The sequence below is a fragment of the Stenotrophomonas sp. P5_A8 genome (assembly GCF_056400545.1).
Genome location: NZ_JBFULB010000063.1, coordinates 1 through 16,038 on the forward strand (window position 1 = coordinate 1; position 16,038 = coordinate 16,038).

16 protein-coding genes are annotated in these 16,038 nt (G+C 67.2%); 5 read left to right on the forward strand and 11 right to left on the reverse strand.

The window, feature by feature from the left end:
• Positions 1 to 177: 177 nt before the first annotated feature.
• The 5 genes from AC1DQP_RS06900 to AC1DQP_RS06920 all read right to left on the reverse strand — a co-directional run bounded on the left by AC1DQP_RS06900 (position 178) and on the right by AC1DQP_RS06920 (position 4,792).
• Complete coding sequence (locus AC1DQP_RS06900) at positions 178 to 1,554, reverse strand: YncE family protein (protein WP_457319921.1); 1,377 nt, start codon at positions 1,552 to 1,554, stop codon at positions 178 to 180.
• A gap of 128 nt (positions 1,555 to 1,682) precedes the next feature.
• Positions 1,683 to 2,690: an alpha/beta hydrolase gene (locus AC1DQP_RS06905; protein WP_457319923.1), complete on the reverse strand. Its 1,008-nt coding sequence runs from the start codon at positions 2,688 to 2,690 to the stop codon at positions 1,683 to 1,685.
• A gap of 119 nt (positions 2,691 to 2,809) precedes the next feature.
• Entirely contained in the window at positions 2,810 to 3,571 is a 762-nt protein-coding gene (locus AC1DQP_RS06910) for a hypothetical protein (RefSeq protein WP_478051314.1), read from the reverse strand.
• Positions 3,572 to 3,711: 140 nt separating this feature from the next.
• A complete protein-coding gene (locus tag AC1DQP_RS06915; protein WP_478051315.1) occupies positions 3,712 to 3,906 on the reverse strand; it encodes a hypothetical protein in 195 nt (64 codons plus the stop codon).
• 277 nt (positions 3,907 to 4,183) lie between these two features.
• Positions 4,184 to 4,792, reverse strand: a complete 609-nt coding sequence (locus tag AC1DQP_RS06920) for a TetR/AcrR family transcriptional regulator (RefSeq protein WP_457319710.1) — start codon at positions 4,790 to 4,792, stop codon at positions 4,184 to 4,186.
• A 79-nt stretch (positions 4,793 to 4,871) separates the two neighbouring features.
• Between AC1DQP_RS06920 and AC1DQP_RS06925 the strand changes: the two genes are divergently transcribed.
• Complete coding sequence (locus AC1DQP_RS06925) at positions 4,872 to 5,489, forward strand: NAD(P)H-dependent oxidoreductase (protein ID WP_457319713.1); 618 nt, start codon at positions 4,872 to 4,874, stop codon at positions 5,487 to 5,489.
• A 422-nt stretch (positions 5,490 to 5,911) separates the two neighbouring features.
• Here the strand turns inward: AC1DQP_RS06925 and AC1DQP_RS06930 are convergent, their stop codons facing one another.
• The 3 genes from AC1DQP_RS06930 to AC1DQP_RS06940 all read right to left on the reverse strand — a co-directional run bounded on the left by AC1DQP_RS06930 (position 5,912) and on the right by AC1DQP_RS06940 (position 8,610).
• A complete protein-coding gene (locus AC1DQP_RS06930; protein WP_256776725.1) occupies positions 5,912 to 6,286 on the reverse strand; it encodes a DUF805 domain-containing protein in 375 nt (124 codons plus the stop codon).
• 133 nt (positions 6,287 to 6,419) lie between these two features.
• Positions 6,420 to 7,865, reverse strand: coding sequence for an amidohydrolase family protein (locus AC1DQP_RS06935; RefSeq protein ID WP_457319717.1), 1,446 nt, complete (start codon positions 7,863 to 7,865; stop codon positions 6,420 to 6,422).
• A 139-nt stretch (positions 7,866 to 8,004) separates the two neighbouring features.
• The gene (locus AC1DQP_RS06940) at positions 8,005 to 8,610 is read right to left on the reverse strand and encodes a glutathione S-transferase family protein (protein ID WP_457319720.1); all 606 of its coding nucleotides are present in this window, start codon (positions 8,608 to 8,610) and stop codon (positions 8,005 to 8,007) included.
• 119 nt (positions 8,611 to 8,729) lie between these two features.
• On the opposite strand from AC1DQP_RS06940, the gene AC1DQP_RS06945 reads away from it, so the two are divergent.
• The 4 genes from AC1DQP_RS06945 (at position 8,730) to AC1DQP_RS06960 (ending at position 13,774) form a co-directional block, all read left to right on the forward strand.
• On the forward strand, positions 8,730 to 9,710 hold the full coding sequence (locus tag AC1DQP_RS06945) for a helix-turn-helix transcriptional regulator (protein WP_256776721.1): 981 nt from the start codon (positions 8,730 to 8,732) through the stop codon (positions 9,708 to 9,710).
• Between the two features lie 74 nt (positions 9,711 to 9,784).
• A complete protein-coding gene (locus AC1DQP_RS06950; RefSeq protein WP_478051316.1) occupies positions 9,785 to 10,666 on the forward strand; it encodes a LysR family transcriptional regulator in 882 nt (293 codons plus the stop codon).
• A gap of 172 nt (positions 10,667 to 10,838) precedes the next feature.
• Entirely contained in the window at positions 10,839 to 11,465 is a 627-nt protein-coding gene (locus tag AC1DQP_RS06955; protein ID WP_478051317.1) for a response regulator, read from the forward strand.
• Entirely contained in the window at positions 11,462 to 13,774 is a 2,313-nt protein-coding gene (locus tag AC1DQP_RS06960; RefSeq protein ID WP_478051318.1) for an ATP-binding protein, read from the forward strand. Before AC1DQP_RS06955 ends, AC1DQP_RS06960 begins: the two co-directional genes overlap by 4 nt.
• On the opposite strand, the gene AC1DQP_RS06965 is transcribed toward AC1DQP_RS06960, so the two are convergent.
• From AC1DQP_RS06965 to AC1DQP_RS06975, 3 genes are all read right to left on the reverse strand, one after another.
• Positions 13,767 to 14,039: a hypothetical protein gene (locus AC1DQP_RS06965; protein WP_256776717.1), complete on the reverse strand. Its 273-nt coding sequence runs from the start codon at positions 14,037 to 14,039 to the stop codon at positions 13,767 to 13,769. The genes AC1DQP_RS06960 and AC1DQP_RS06965 overlap by 8 nt on opposite strands.
• Positions 14,040 to 14,204: 165 nt before the next feature.
• Positions 14,205 to 14,606 carry a fluoride efflux transporter CrcB gene (gene crcB / locus AC1DQP_RS06970; protein WP_256776716.1) on the reverse strand — a complete coding sequence of 134 codons (402 nt, stop codon included), beginning with the start codon at positions 14,604 to 14,606 and terminating at the stop codon, positions 14,205 to 14,207.
• Positions 14,606 to 15,907, reverse strand: a complete 1,302-nt coding sequence (locus AC1DQP_RS06975) for a replication-associated recombination protein A (protein WP_256776715.1) — start codon at positions 15,905 to 15,907, stop codon at positions 14,606 to 14,608. Before AC1DQP_RS06975 ends, crcB begins: the two co-directional genes overlap by 1 nt.
• Between the last annotated feature and the right edge of the window lie 131 nt (positions 15,908 to 16,038).

Consider the following 16,038-nt stretch of genomic DNA (forward strand, 5'->3'; position numbering starts at 1 on the left):
GCGTTGCAGCGTCCGTTGCCGCCGTCGGTGCGTTCGCTTCACCGGCCGGCGGGGTAGCCGGGCCACTGCACGCTGCCAAGGCCATTGTCATCGCGAGCGGCAAGAGCCGCAGGGATACCCTCGTTTTCATTCATTGCTCCTTCGGCAGGACGACCGGCGGCCGCCCTGCCCGGTGGATTACGGCTGGCGCGGCGCGATACGGGTGATCCGGTCGCCCTTGGCATCGTCGGTGCCGCGCGACTTGTTCACCGCGAACACGTTGCCCTTGCCATCGGCGCGCACATGGTTGGGGAACGTGCCGCCGTCCAGATTGCCCACCACCTTGCCGCTGCGGTCGACCACGGAGACAGTGCCGGCACCGCGGCTGGTGACATACGCCAGCCCCGCCTTCGGATCGAACGCGACGTTGAGCGCACCGGCCCCGACAGGCACATCGTGCAGCACCTTGCCGCTGGCGACATCCACGATCAACAGGTTGTCGGTGCCCTGCGAGGCCACATACAACTGGTTCTGCTGCGCATCGAAGGCCACGCCCGAGGCACTGATCGAATTGCCCAGGTCGATGACCTTGTCCACCTTGCCCGTGGCCACATCGATCACCGCCGCTTCCGGGGTGCCAATGCTCACCGTGAACAGCTTGCCGCTGGCGTCATCCAGCACCAGGCTCATCGGGACGAATTTTTCGTCGTCCACGCCCGAGGCCAGCGCGATCGGTTCGAGCGGCTTGAGCGTCTTCGCGTCGAACACCGACAGATGGTCCTCACCCGTGGCCGAGGCAAACACCTTGCCGTGTCTGGCATCCACCACCACGTCACGCGCGTGCGGCACGGCGCCGACCGGGAACTGGTGCACCAGCGACAGATCCGACTGGCGATACACCGCCAGCGTGTCCTGGCGGGTGTTGCTCACCCACACGTTGCCGTTGGCATCGTCCACACCCACGCCGTACACCGCGAACACACTGCCCCCCTTGGCATCGGGCACCGGCGCCGGCGTGATCGCCTGGATTACCTTCAGCGTCTTCGGGTCGACCTTGAGCAGCTGCGACTGGGTCACCGGTGGGCGGCCCACTGCAGAAGTCACAAATACCGCGTTGCTCTTGGGGCTGTAAGCCGACTGATAGAGGCCCTGCACGAGCTTGTTGGACTGGGTGGAGAAACGCTCCTGCCCCGACAGCGGCAGCTGTGGCGACACGCGCAGATTGAGCACCGCAGCGGCCGCCGGCTGGCTGGCGCGTACCACCACCGGATGCGTGCCCGGCACCGCGTCGGCGGGGATCTGCAACCGGGTGGTGAAGTTGCCGTCCGCATCGACAATCAACGGCTGGCCGTTGAGCACGGTTTCACCGCGCACCAGGCTGACCTGCTGGCCCGGCACGAAGCCGCGGCCGACCACCTCGGCCGTGCTGCCGGGGACGACATTCTCACCCCGCGAGACGACGCTACCCTTGAACACACTGGCGGGCTGGTCGAACACCGGCTGCGCGTGGCCGGCGACGGCCAGCAGCAGACCAGCGGCCAGGGTGGTGAGACGGAATGAAGAACGGAACGACATGACAGGCTCCTTGCACGGGTACCGCGCGGTGCGCGGTGGATCATCGGTTGCCTGGGCCGGTGCGATGCCGCACAAGAAGCCTGGGTAGCGGGTTGCACGCGCGTGGCGTGCGGAATGTCGAGAAACGATCAGGGCTGCGCAGCAGCAGCGGTCAGGCTGCGGTCGGTCACGCCGTACAGCACGCTCAACGTCGCCTGCAACGACGCGGACAGCATCGGGCCGTGGCCCAGGCCATCGAACTCGCGGTAGTGCACGTCCAGCCCGGGCACCTTGGCCAGGCGCTGCGACAACTGCATCGCCGCATCCGGCGTGGCGCCGCCAATGCGGCGCAGATGCGCGACCACACGCGGGTTGTTCATATCGCGGTTGCCGCGGTCACCGATGCGCTCTGCGCCGCCCAGCATCACCCACACCTTCGCAGGCTGGCCGTGCTGGTTCTCCAGGAACTGCTGCTCCATGTCGCCCAGCGGCGCGCCCCGGTTCCACCACAGCGACGGGCTCGCCGAGAGGTAGTACTGGAACGCGGCGGGCCGGGTGTACAGGCTGCTCAGCACGAACAGCCCACCCAACGAATGGCCCCACAGCGCCTGCTGCTGGCGGTCGATGTTGGCGCGCCTCTCCACCTCCGGCTTGATCCGCCGTTCGATCAGGTCCTGGAACGCGAACGCGCCCCCGCCGACCACCGTCGGCGTGCCATCCTCATCGTCGGCGCGGTCGATCCATGCGGTGTAATCGGTGGTGCGCGCCGGCGAATCGATGCGCAGGTCGTTGTCATAACCGATGAACACCAGCACCGGCGCGGCCTTGGCCGCGAGTTCGGCAAGCAGCGGCTGGTCCATCACCATCGCCGCCGCGTTGCCATCGAGCATGTACAGCACCGGTGCCGGCACCTTGCCGCTTCGCACGGGAATACCGACGTTGACCTGCCAGCGGCGCTGCCCGTCCGGGCTGTCCAGGGTAAATCGCTCGAAGCGGTAGCGCTCGGCCTTCTGCACGAAGATCGTCTCGCCTACCCGCTGCTGCGGATTGCGCTGCTGCGCCGACGCACTCGGCATCGCGCAGGCCAGGCTGAGCATCAGGCCGGCCAGCGGCAGCAGGGCGGACGATCGGCGGCGGGCCGCGAAGGACAACGTCATGGGTACTCAGGGGCAGCGGCGTGGCGCCGCACAGCCCGCTTCACAGGGGGACGACGCAGTCTACCCTAAATGCGAATGCTTATCACATAGATCAATGGGCAGGCGCCGTCGAGGCCGCTTCATTCCTTGCAGTTGCGCCGCGCGTCGCCGACCGTCGCCACCGCGCCCTGCGCACTACTGGAAAACCAGCCCTTCAGCGACATGTCCGCCGGCAAGGACGCCGGGCGCTCGCCGTCGGCGATCACCAGTTCACGCCAGGCGCCCACCGGTTCGAGCTCGGCCAGGCGCGCCGCGCGATCGTCGTCGGTGCTGAAGGTTGCCGCCGGGTCCGGGGTGTGCGGCGTGGCACCGTTCGAGGTTTTGACCGTCCGCACCTGCAGCCCCTGTCCCGCCACCTGACGGGTGGTGATGTCGAACTGTTCGCGGCCATAGGCCCAGGCGTTGCTGCCGGTCGAGGACACCGGCGCGGCGGACGCCGGCAGCTGCCAGCCCTCGCCGATCACGCCCTGCACCATCGCCACGCCGGTCAGCGTGCCCATGTACTGCATCATCCGCACCGCCTTGAGCTGCTCACCGCTCAACGGCGTGGCGCTGCCGGTCTCGCCAACCGGATTGATCCAGCCCGATTGCGAGCACACGATCAGCATCACCGGTTCGCCCTCGCCGTCCCCCACGCGCAGCAGGGTGTCGCCGTTGGCAAACTGCTGCAGCCGACCACGGAACTGCGCTTTGCCCTCCTGCACGCCTTGACTGAAGGTCACCCCCGGGCTCTGTTCGAGCAGGGGCTCGATGGCCGCGCGGCCAGCAGGGGACGCATTGGCGGTGCCGCCAGCGATAACGGCAAGCGCGAGCAACGTGCACCGCGGGAAGACAACAGACATGCAGACAATCCTGTGCAGAGGCACCGACGACGTCGATGCGGAATGGCCGTGCATGATACGCGAGCGACCTTCAGCTCCCCACACATGCAAAGGCCCGACCAGAGGGCCGGGCCTTTGCGGAATGCGGTACAGCGGACGGCTTATTCTTCTTCGTCCTGGCTACCCTGCTGGGCATTGCGCTCGCGCTTCTGGTCCTGGTCCTGGTCCTGCTGTTGCTGCTGGCCCTGACGCTGCGGATCGCGCTGCTGCTGTTGCTGGCCCTGCTGGCCCGGCGGATTGTTCTTTTGTTCCTGCGGATTCTGCTGGTTCTGCTGCGGGTTCTGGTTGGTACCCATCTGTGCATCTCCGGAATTCGGCAACGAAATGATGCCGGTGGATGCACCGTAGCCGCGCCAAGGTTACCGTCGCGTGCGTGCGGGGCGCAGATGCGTAGACGCCATCGACATGTGGCTAAACAATTCATGACACGGCACGCAGCTGCCATGCCGCTGTCTCATTCATTACCCGAAACAGGGCTGTTTCGAGCGCTGTGAGCGCGTCCAGGCAATAAGCAAAGATGCATTGGTCATGACGCGGGAACGCGCTACCAACGCCCACCCGCTGCAGTCTCCATCACGCGCGCTCCACCATCGACATGATCGTCGCCGCCAACTCCTGCTGTGCCTGCAGCGGCGTAATGTCGCCAGTGATCGCCGCAACCGACAATCCTTCCGCCGCACCGAGCATGCCCCACAAGCCGGCCGATGGCAGCACGCCACCGCGCGCGAACGGTGCGAGCAGGTTGCGGCATTGCTCGATGAAGAGCGCCTCGTACTCGCGCTTGATCCGCGCCAGTTCCGGCGAACCGGCGAGCGCGGCGATCACCCCGGGTATCTCGCGGCCCTGGGTTTGCACACAGGCCACGTAGGACTGCGCGATGACCCGCGCCTTGTCTTGCAGGGCCGGCCCACTGGCTGCCAACGCCGCGTCCATCACCGCGCCCTGACGCTGGTCGAAATCCCGGTACAGCGCGGCCAACAACCCAGCCCGGGTGCCGAAGTGGTCGTAGACCACCGGCTTGGTCACCCCGGCCTGTTCGGCCAGGCGCCCCAGCGTCAGCGCCTCGGTGCCCTCTTCGCGCACCAGCCTCCAGGCTTCGGCCAGCAGCTGCGTGTGGCGGTCGGCGCGGGTCAACCTGCGACGCGGGGCGCCCAGGGACGAATCAGCAACGGCACTTGACATGGCTATATACCAATCGTAACTTACGAGTCGTAACTTACTGAAAGTATACACACCTGCCCGCCTCCCCGGATCGCCCCCCATGCACACCCTGATTGTCGCCTCACACCCCAACCCGGATTCGCTGACCCACGCCGTTGCCGCCCGGATCGCCAGCGGCATCACCGCCGCCACCCCCGCCGCCACCCCCGACGCCACCCCCGACGCCACCCCCGACGCCACGGTCGAACGCGCCGACCTGAGCGCCGAAGGGTTCGACCCCCGCTTCACCCAGGCCGATCTTGACGGCCACCATCGCCTGCGGCCCTTTCCGCAGGATGTACTCGCCGAACAGGCCCGCCTGGACCGAGCCGATGCGCTGGTGCTGGTGTTCCCGGTCTATTGGTGGGCGATGCCGGCACAGCTGAAGGGCTGGATCGACCGGGTATTCTCCAATGGCTGGGCCTACGACGACGCCGGCGGCCGGGTGGTCAAGAAGCTCGGCCATCTGAAGGTGCACCTGGTGGGGCTCGGCGGTGCCGACGAGCGCACCTGGACCAAGCGCGGCTATACCGGCGCGATGAAAACCCAGATCGACACCGGCATCTTCGACTACTGCGGCGCGCCGGTGGTGTCCTCCACGCTGCTGCTGGAGGTGGACACCAACGATCCGGCACCGCACCTGGACACGGCCCATGCGCTTGGCCGGTCGATCGCCTGAGAAAAGAGTTCTTCGCCGCTATGCGTGGCAAGTAGAAGCGTCCTTTGATCCTCTTCAAAGCGGTGGTCGGTGGATCGGGCGCCGGGCCTCCCTGCCCTTTCCGGCGACGCCCCCGGCCGCAGGGCGGCCTCCTCCTTTATTTCGCCTCCAAGGGCACGGAGGCCCAGCACCCGACCCACCGACCAGTGCCAAAAAAGCCCCGCTTCTACCTGCTCACCGCAAGCCGCTACGGGGCCCACACGCTCGCGACAGACCCGAGCGAAGACACCACCCGATCCACACGCCGCCGGCACCGCCCGTCCACACGCGTAGCGTTGTGTTCAGCTACTACGGCCCTTGCAACAAGACGCCCCCTCAGGGGAGAGAAGAACAAAAAACGCCCCGCAGTGCGGGGCGTCTTCAACTGCTGTACCGCCGGTCGATCAGACCGTCGGCGGCACCGGACCGAAGCGGTTTTCGCCCGGGGTACCCGGCAGCACGTTGAACACGAACAGAATGATGCCACCCACGAACGGAATCAGGCCGAACAGCAGCACCCAGCCGGACTTGTCGATGTCGTGCATGCGACGGATCGCCACGGCGATCGCCGGCACCAGCACCGCCAGCCAGAACAGACCCAACAACGCGCCGAACACGCCCGATACCAGGCCGCTGTCCATTGAAGCGCCAATACCGACGCCGGCGTAGCCAACCACCATCACCAGGAACAGGAACAGCTGGAACATCCAGTATTCCTTGCGACCGGCGCGGCCATCGAACTGGGCATAACGCGTGAGCGGAACAAACATCGATTTCATCGGATTCACTTCATCCTGAAGGAGGAAAAGACCTGCCTCTCCATGGGCGCGGGCGCGCGCCATGTAGCAGGGCGGCGCGCAGGATAGCAGTTGTTCAGGTTCTTTTGGATTGCCGAATCCGGTATTGACGCGCTTACTTCGCCGCCGCCTTCCACCCGGCCACCTTGGCCCCGGTCTGGGACAGCAACGCGTCCAGCGCCTTGCGGTCGTACACGTGGCCGCGCAGCACCACGGTATCGATGGCCCGAGTGGCGGCGATGTCCTCCAGCGGGTTGCGCGTGAGCAGCACCAGATCGGCCGCCTTGCCGACCGCAACGCCACCATAGCGATCCAGCAGGCCGAACCATGCCGGCCCCGCGCGGGTGGCTGCCGACAAGGCCTGCGCCGGCGTCAGCCCTTCCTTGACGAACAGGCTCAGCTCGTCATGCAGGCCGATGCCCGGATAATTAAAGGAGTTGAGGAAGCCCGCATCGGTGCCCGCCATGAGGGTGACGCCGGCCTGCTGCAGCATCGGCAGCACCGCGGCAACCTGATGGTATTGCTGGTGCCGCGCCTGGATCTGCGCCGGCGTGGCGTTGGCTGCGCGTTCGACGCGCCAGGCGTAGGTCGCCTGCAGTTTCGGGCCGATATAGGCCAGGTAAGAATCATTGGCATGGTCGTCCTGGTCGAGGAAATCCAGGATGCGCCCGCCGTTGAGCGTGGGCGTCACATACACGCCGTTGGCGGCAAACCCCCGATAGGCGGCCATGGCAGTGGCGTGATCGAAACCTCCGTCGAGGCGACGATTGGCTTCGGCCCGGTCGATGCGCTGTGCCGCGAAGTCCGCGGCGATGGCAGCCTCGTCCTTGACCCCGGCCTTGTACGCGTAATCCAGGTGCTCGATCGAACTGATGCCCGCGTCCACCGCCTGCTGCACCGTCAAGGCCATCGGGATGTGCCCGGACGCGCGCAGCCCATTGGCACGCGCGCCACGCACCGCAGCCAGGAACAGCTCAGGGGTAAGTGTGCTGTCGGTGATCTTGACGAAGTCGACCTGGTCCTTCTTCAGGCGCACGAAGGCCGCATCGAGGTCGGCCTGGCTGCCCACTTCGAGGGTGCCCTTCCAGACCGGCTTGATGCCTTCGATTTTCGCGCCGGAGGTGAACAACTGCGGTCCGGCCAGGCTGCCGTCGCGGATCTGCCCGCGCCATTGCAGCACCTGCTCGGGCAGATCGCCGGAGGCGTCGCGGATGCTGGTGATGCCGTGTGCGATATAAAGCGGGAGCAGCGCCTTGTTCTCTTCGATCAGCTCGGGACCACCACCAAAGTGCACGTGCATGTCCCACAGGCCAGGCATCAGATAGCGCCCCTTGGCCTCGATGCGCTGTGGCGCGCGCCACTGCGCGGCAATGGCGTGGTCTTCGCCCACCGCGACGATGTCGGCACCGCGCACCACCACGCTCTGGTTGGCCACGGTGCTGGCGTGTTCGACATCCACCACCGTGACGTGGCGGATGATCAGATCGGCCTGCTCGACGGCGAACGCCGGTGCAGCCAACAGCAGCAAAGCGGGAACCAGGGGGCGCAGCAAGGTCTTCATCGGCAGGTTGGTTCAGGGGAACGGGCCACCATAAGACGGTGGCGCGGGCATGCACCAGTGAAATTTCGACATGCCGCACATGCATATTCTGAATACCGTCCCGCCGCATCACTGCGGCGGGACGGGAGCACCCTGCGGCTTAGACGGAACCCTGCATGGCCGGGCGCGCCTGCAGCGCGGTCAACCACGCCTTCACGTGCGGGTGCGCTTCCACGTCGGCGCCGAAGTACACGCCGTAGCCCACCACCGAACCCACCACCAGGTCGACCAGCGAGTAGTCCTGGCCCAGCATCCAGGTTCGTCCCGTCAAGTGTGCATCCAGGATATCCAGCAGGTCATCGACCCCGGCCAATGCTGCAGCGGCGTGGTCATGGTTCTGCAGTGCCTCCTCGCGGGTAGCCAGCCACAGGCGTGACAACAACGCCGCGTAGGTGACGTAAGCCCAGCTGGTCCACGACAGCGCCTGCAGCCGCGCGGGACTGCCTTCCTTCGGCCACAGCCCCTGCGCCACGCCATGCTGCGCGCCCAGCCATTGCAGGATCGCCAGACCCTCGAACAGCGGCGTGCCGTCGACCACCAGGCACGGCACCTTGCCATTGGGATTGATGGCCAGATAGGCCGGTGTGCGCTGCTCGCCGCTGCGGATGTCGATTTCGACCCGCTCGTGCGGCACCGCCAGTTCGGCCAGCGCGCAGGCGACCGGGGTGGCGCTGGACATCGGGTGCCAATAGAAGACGAGGGACATGCGGAACTCCTTGTGGATGATCGTGGGAAACGTGCAGCCGTGCCGGCCTTGCACCCTGCCCACAGGCTAGCCACCATTGCGGACAGAACCTGTCCCCGATCAACCACCACACTGCCGCCATGCTCTCCGCCTCCGCCCGCCTGCTCAGCCTATTGTCCCTGCTGCAATCGCGCCCGCACTGGGCCGGCAACGCACTGGCCGAACGCATGCAGGTGCATCCGCGCACCCTGCGCCGCGACATCGATCGGCTGCGCCAGCTCGGCTACCCGATCCAGGCCAGCAGTGGCGTGGCCGGCGGCTACGCCTTCCGCGCAGGGCGAGCCCTGCCGCCGCTGCTGCTTGACGATGAGGAAGCACTGGCTGCCGCCATTGCGTTGCGCACCGCCGTGACCGGCACCGTCAGTGGTATCGAGCAGACCGCGATCACCGCACTGGTGAAGCTGGAACAGGTGATGCCGCCGCGCCTGCGCAGGCGGCTGGACGCGCTGCGTTCGACCATCCTGCCGCTGGACCAGTCCGGCCCGGTAGTCGATGCCGGCGTACTGGCGGCGTTGGCCGGCGCGTGCCGCGATCAACTGCAGGTGCACTTTGACTATGCCGACCGCAACGACCAGCGCACCCGGCGCCGGGTCGAGCCACAGGGCGTGGTCCACACGGATCGACGCTGGTATCTGGTGGCGTGGTGCACCGCCCGCGAGGACTGGCGCACGTTCCGCATTGATCGCATCGTGGCCGCACCGACCGTGGGCGCGCATTTCAGTCCGCGCCCGGCGCCAGGCAATGGCGACCTCCGCACCTGGGTGGCGCAATCGCTGTCGCTGGGTCAATACAGCGAACAAGCCCGGGTAATCCTGCATGCCCCGTTGGCCAGCATGCAACGGCAGATTCCGACCTCGGCAGGCAGCCTGGAGCCGGTAGACGCGGAGCGCTGCCTGCTGATCTGCGGGGCCAGCCCGCTGGGCGCGATCGTGTACTGGCTGATGGCACTGGACCTGGAATTCGAGGTGCTCGGGCCACCGGCCCTGCAGCAGAAGCTGCACGAGGCCGGGCAACGCGTCGCCCGCAGCCTCGCACGTGCAGAAGCCGCCGCCGGGTATTGAACACGCCCGCGCCGTTTGCCGCCCCCACGGCGCCATGCTAGAACTCCAGCCCCATGCAGCAGATGGATGGCACCATGAGCGCCAGTGCAAAACCGAATCGCAGCCTGTTCGACCTGGACCTGCTGCGGGCCATCGTCACCGTCGCCGACTGCGGCAGCTTCACCACCGCTGCCGCACGACTGCATTCGACCCAGTCCACGATCAGCCAGAAGATCCGCCGCCTGGAGGACATGGCCGGCCACCCGTTGCTGGTGCGCGGCAACCGCGACGTACACCCGACCGACGCCGGCCAGACCCTGCTCGGCCAGGCCCGGCAGATGCTGGCGTTGAACGAGCAGATGCTCCAAGCGCTGGCCGGCGCGACGGTGGCGGTGACGGTGCGGCTGGGCGTGCCGGAGGATTTCGTCACCGCCCGCACCACGCAACTGCTGGGCAGTTTCAACCGCAAGCATCCACAGGTGAAACTGGAAGTCACCAGTGGCCTCAGTCGCGACCTCACCAGCGCATACGATCATGGCGAACTGGACCTGGTACTGATCAAGCAGCGGCGCAACAGCCGTGAAGCCACTGCCTGCTGGGCCGAACCGATGCGCTGGATCGACAGCGCGCGCAGTCCCTGCATCCTGCTGGATCCGGTGCCACTGGTGACCTTCCCGCCCCGCGGCCTCTACCGCGACGACCTGATCGCCGCAGTGGAAGCGATGGGGCGGCGGTGGCGGATCAGCTTCACCAGCTCCAGCCTCGGTGGCATCCAGGGCGCCGTCGCTGATGGCATGGGCATCAGTCTGGTGCCGGCGCGGGCGATGACCCGCGAGCATCGCGCACTGACCCGTCGACATGGCCTGCCGCCCATGGAAAACATGGAGATCGCCCTGCTGCATCGCCCGGGCGCGGATCCGATGGTGCACGAACTCGCTGCACGCCTGGGCAGGCTCATCGAGCGCGAGCAACGCTGATTGGCGAGGTGCCATGCGTGAAGAAGCCGCGCGGAAAGTGACGGCGCTCGCGTACTGCACGTAGGAATCGTCTTAAATTCGTGCATAAACAGCATTGATGCACATGCGAACGGGGAGAATTCGTCAACACTCCCTATTGCGTGCCCCCATTGTCCAACAGCAAACAGATCCCATGAGCGGACAGGCCTCTCCCTGCACCCKGAAGATCGCGCTGCTTGACGACCATGATGTTGTCCGGCACGGCAGCTTCGTCCATCTTTCCGCCGACCCGCGTTTCGACGTGGTCGGCAACCACGCGCACAGCAGCGCACTGATGTTCACCCTGGCAACCCGCCGCGTGGATGTGGCCGTCATCGATTACACCCTCGGCCACGACGACATGCCTGGCCTGGATCTGCTGCACCTGCTGCGCGAGCGCTTTCCCTGGGTGCGGCTGCTGCTGTTCACCGCACACTCCAGCCGGGTGATGGTATCGACCATCATCAGCGCCGGCGCGGCCGGGGTGGTCACCAAAAGCGAGCGCCTGGATGCACTGGCCATCGCGGTGACCCAGGTCGCCACCGGCCTGTGCCGGCTGCCGCACGGCTGTGGCGAGGAACTGGAGGACGCCAGCCTCTCGCGCAGCGAGCGCGAAGTGCTGCGCCTGTGCCTGACCGGGATGAGCGTCAGCGAGATCGCCCTGCGCCGCCATCGCAGCATCAAGACCGTCAGCACCCAGAAGCAGGCTGCGTTCCGCAAGCTGGGGCTGCGCACCGATGGCGACCTGTATACGCTGCGCCACCAGCTGTCGGCACTATGACGGCGCGGCTCGCCCGCCTTTTTGCAGTCACCCTGCTGCTGGTCGTCACTCCGACCAGCGCATCCATGCAGGCCGTGCCGGCCTCGTCAGCGGTGCGCAACGTGCGGGTCGCGCTGGATCCCGCGCAGCGCCGCGCGCTCGCGCTGTCGTCCAGGCCGACGCCGTTTGCCAGCCTTGCCCATGGCTATTCCGAACTGGTGGGCCAGCGCACCGGCATGCGCTTCAAGGCGTCCGCGGCCTCCTCCAGCGTTTCGGCCCTGCAGGCGGTGTGCGAACACGACGCCGACCTGATGCTGCTGCTTGGCGAACTGGAGAATGCGCCGTGCCCGCTCAGCGCCTCCCCGCCGTACTATCGCGGCGAGACACTGGTGGCCGTCCGTCATGCCGGTGCCGCGCAGATCGGCCTGGACGTCAGCCCCCCGCACCGGGTTGCGGTGGTCCAGGGCAGTCGCTATCCGCAGTGGCTGCAGGCGCACTATCCGCAAGTCCAGGTGATCACTGCCACAGACCTGTCCGGCGCGCTCTGGGCAGTTGAGACCGGGGTCACCGATGCCGCGCTCGGCCTGGACATCCTGATCCGCCCGCTTGTCCGCCGCGAGCATGCCGACAGCCTCCTGCTGCGCAGCGCGCCGGACGGCATGCCGGGCAACGTCCGTCTGGTCGCGCGCGCCGCCGACCAGCACATGCTCGACGACATCGACGCGGCGATGCAGGCGATCACCCCGCAACAGCATGCACAGGTGCTGCAGCGGCTGGCGCAGCGAACCTACTTCGATGCACCTTCACTGGCCGCGCTGTTCCGGCATTTCCGCTGGGAGCTGATGGCAACGGGAATGGGCCTGTCGCTGATGCTGGCCACCGGCGCCTGGCTGGTCCGCGCGCATCAGTCGGCGCAGCGCCACGAGCGCAACCAGGCGCGCGTCATCGGGGTGATGAGCCATGAGGTGCGCAACGCGGCGCAGGCCCTGGTGGCATCGGTGGACCTGCTGAGCCAGTCGGGACTGGACAAGGGGCAACGCCAGTTGGTGGACGCCGCATGTGCCGCCGGGGTCGGCCTGCGCCAGCTGCTCGACCATGCACTGGATTACTCACGCACGGCCACCGGCCAATTCGGGCCCTGCATGGGCTGGCACGACATCAACCCGTTGGCGCACGACTGTGTCAACGCGATCCGGCCCGCCGCCGAAGCCAAAGGGCTGCGCATCAGCCTGCTGCTTACCCCCGACCCGCTGCCGCAACTGCGCACCGACGCGACCGCGTTGCGGCAGATACTCAACAACCTGCTCGGCAATGCGTTGAAGTTCACCGCACAGGGCGCTATCGAGGTCCGCTTCCGCCTGCTGCGCCGCCCTGCGGGCAACCGGCTGCAGGTGGCGGTCAGCGATACCGGCGTGGGCATTCCTGTCGAGCGCCAGTCCAGTGTTTTCAAGCCGTTCGCGCAGGCACATGACGACCACTCGCGCGAGATGGGCGGCGTTGGGCTGGGCCTGTCGATCTGCCGCACCCTGGTGCATGCCCTGCAGGGCAACATCGAGCTGCACAGCCAGCCCGGCCAGGGCAGCCGCTTCGAGGTAACGCTGCCGGTTTGCTGTCTCTCCACGAACGCAACGGTGGCGGGCCAGCCACTGGCTGGCCACAGCCTGCTCCTGGTTGAGGACCATGCACCAAGCCGCACCATCGTGGCGCGGCAGCTGGCTGCACTGGGCGCGGCGGTACGCACCTGCTCCGATGGCGCCAGTGCGCTGCGCCTGCAGGCCGCCCACCCCAGCACGCTGCTCATGATCGACTGCGACCTGGCGGACATGAGTGGCTACCAGCTCGCGGCCGCGCTGCGCGGGCTGGAGCGCGCACACGCGCGTCCGGCCGCGTTGCTGGTGGCATTCTCCGGCACCGATTCGCTGGCGCATGTGCAGCGCTGCCGCGCCAGCGGCATGGACGCCGTGTTGGGCAAGCCGCTGGACCCTGCGCAACTGCTGGCGGTAGTGGGCGTGGCGACCGACGAAGGCGCCACATCGGCAGCGGCGATGACCGCGCACGACCCGTCGTGGGCGCCCTTCCTCCACTCCCTACAGCAGGAGGTCCTGGCAGTGCGGCAGGCACGGAAGGATGGCGAACTGCGGCTGGTGCGCTATCACGCCCACCGCGCGGCCGGGGTGCTGCGCATGCTCGGCCACGAAGGGCTGGCCGGCACCGCCGCCGACCTGCACGAGCTGAGCCTGGCCAACACCCTGGACTGGGACGAAATGGACCCGCTGCTCGACCACCTGCAGCAGGCGGTTGCGATGCTGACCGAGGCGTGCGCTATTTGAGCTGCAGCGGATAGCGCTGCCACAGCACGTGTACCAGGAAGCCGGTCAGCTCCGGGTCCTTGCTGCTGATCGCCGCGCGGATCTTGTCCAGCAGCACCATGTCGCTGCAGGAGCGCACGTCGGCGTGCCCGGCCTGGCCGGCACGACGCGCACGGTAGCGCGCAGCGCGCTGCGCATCGGTCATCGCGTAGCCGAACGTGGGCGGACGGCCGCGCTTGCGCGGCAGCGTCAGTTCCAGGGTGCCGGGGTCTTGTTCATCGCGCATGACGGACGGGAATGCGTGCGGGGGCGCGCACGATATCGTGAGACATCACTTTAATCCAGCGTTTTCAGCGGATTTCTGCGTTTGTGGCGATCGAGAGCGCGACCCGGCGGGGACGTCAGCCAGTTGAGGGTGACGAGGACATCGGCCACCGTCGGCCGCGCGCCCTTACCAGCGCCACGCCTCGGCCACGCGAGCGCCCAACCAGACCAGCAGCAAGCCGCCTATCAGACTGACGCCGAGGTACAGCGGCAGCATCAGGCCACGATCGGTCCGGGTGAACACCAGCGACTCCAGCACCATCGAGGAGAACGTGGTCAGCCCGCCAATGATTCCCACGATCAGGAACGCCCGCCAGTACAGCGCGGCCGTACCGCGGCTCTGCAGCCAGACCATCACGTAACCGGCAGCGAAGGCGCCGACCAGGTTCACTGTCAGGGTGCCCCATGGGAAACCGCTGCCGAACTGGCGCAGCATCGCATCGCCCACCATGAAGCGCAGAGCGGCTCCCAGCGCGCCGCCGGCCATGACCAGCCCCAGCTGCTGCCACCACGTCGAAAACCCGTCCATTACGCGCCACCCTTCTCCGCGCGCGCCTGCTCGCGCGCCGCACGCAGCCGGTCCAGCTTTTCCTTCAGCTTGATCTCCAGGCCACGCGGTACGGGCTCGTAATACACCCGCTCGCCCATCGCATCCGGGAACCCGGTCTGGTCCAGCGCGATGCCGCCATCGGCGTCATGGTCGTACTGGTAGGTCTTGCCGTACCCCAGCTCCTTCATCAACCTGGTCGGCGCGTTGCGCAGGTGCAGCGGCACCTCCTGGGTGCCGCTCTCGCGCACGTCCTGCCTGGCCTTGTTGAACGCGGCGTAGCCGGCATTGGACTTGGCGGTGCTGGCCAGATAGAGCACCAGTTGCGCGAAGGCCAGTTCGCCTTCCGGGCTGCCGAGGCGTTCGTAAATGTCCCAGGCTTCCAGCGCCATCGACTGCGCGCGCGGATCGGCCAGACCGATGTCTTCGATCGCCATGCGGGTCAGCCGCCGCGCCAGGTAGGACGGGTCGCAGCCGCCATCGAGCATCCGCGTCAGCCAGTACAGCGCGGCATCCGGATTGGAACTGCGTACCGATTTGTGCAGCGCCGAGATCTGGTCGTAGAACTGCTCGCCCCCCTTGTCAAAGCGCCGGGTGCGGTCGGCCAGGACCTGCAGCAGCATCTCCGGACTGATCCGGCCACCGTCGCCGCCCGCCAGTTCGGCCGCAATCTCCAGCAGGGTCAGCGCGCGGCGCACGTCGCCATCTGCAGCGGTGGCGATTTCCAGCAGCGATTCCGGAGCCACCTGCAGCGCTTCGCTGCCAAGGCCGCGGTCGCTGTCGTGCAGCGCGCGCTCCAGCGCCTCAACGATGTCGGCCGGCGACACCGATTCGAGCACATGCACGCGGCAGCGCGACAACAGCGCCGAGTTCAGTTCGAACGAGGGATTTTCAGTGGTGGCGCCGACAAAGACGATGGTCCCGCGCTCGATATGCGGCAGAAATGCATCCTGCTGCGCCTTGTTGAACCGGTGCACCTCGTCGACGAACAGCACGGTGCGGCGGCCGTCGGCAAAGCGCTGGGCGGCCTCGGCCAGCACCTGGCGCACCTCCGGCAGGCCGGAGAGCACTGCGGAGATGGCGCGGAATTCGGCATCGGCGTAGTGCGCCAGCAGCAGCGCCAGGGTGGTCTTGCCACAGCCGGGCGGCCCCCACAGGATCATCGAATGCACATGCCCGGACTCGACCGCGCGGCGCAGCGCGCTATCCGGCGCGAGCAGGCGTTTCTGCCCGACCATCTCGTCCAGCGTCTGCGGACGCATCCGCTCGGCGAGCGGACGCATGTTGTCCCGATCCACGGTCAGCAGATCAGGCCCGTTGAATGTCGTTCGGTTTCTGGCCACGCACGTATTCTATCGCGAGCGCGCGTGAACCCACGTCGGATAAGCACCGGTAGAGCCAGGCCATGCCTGGC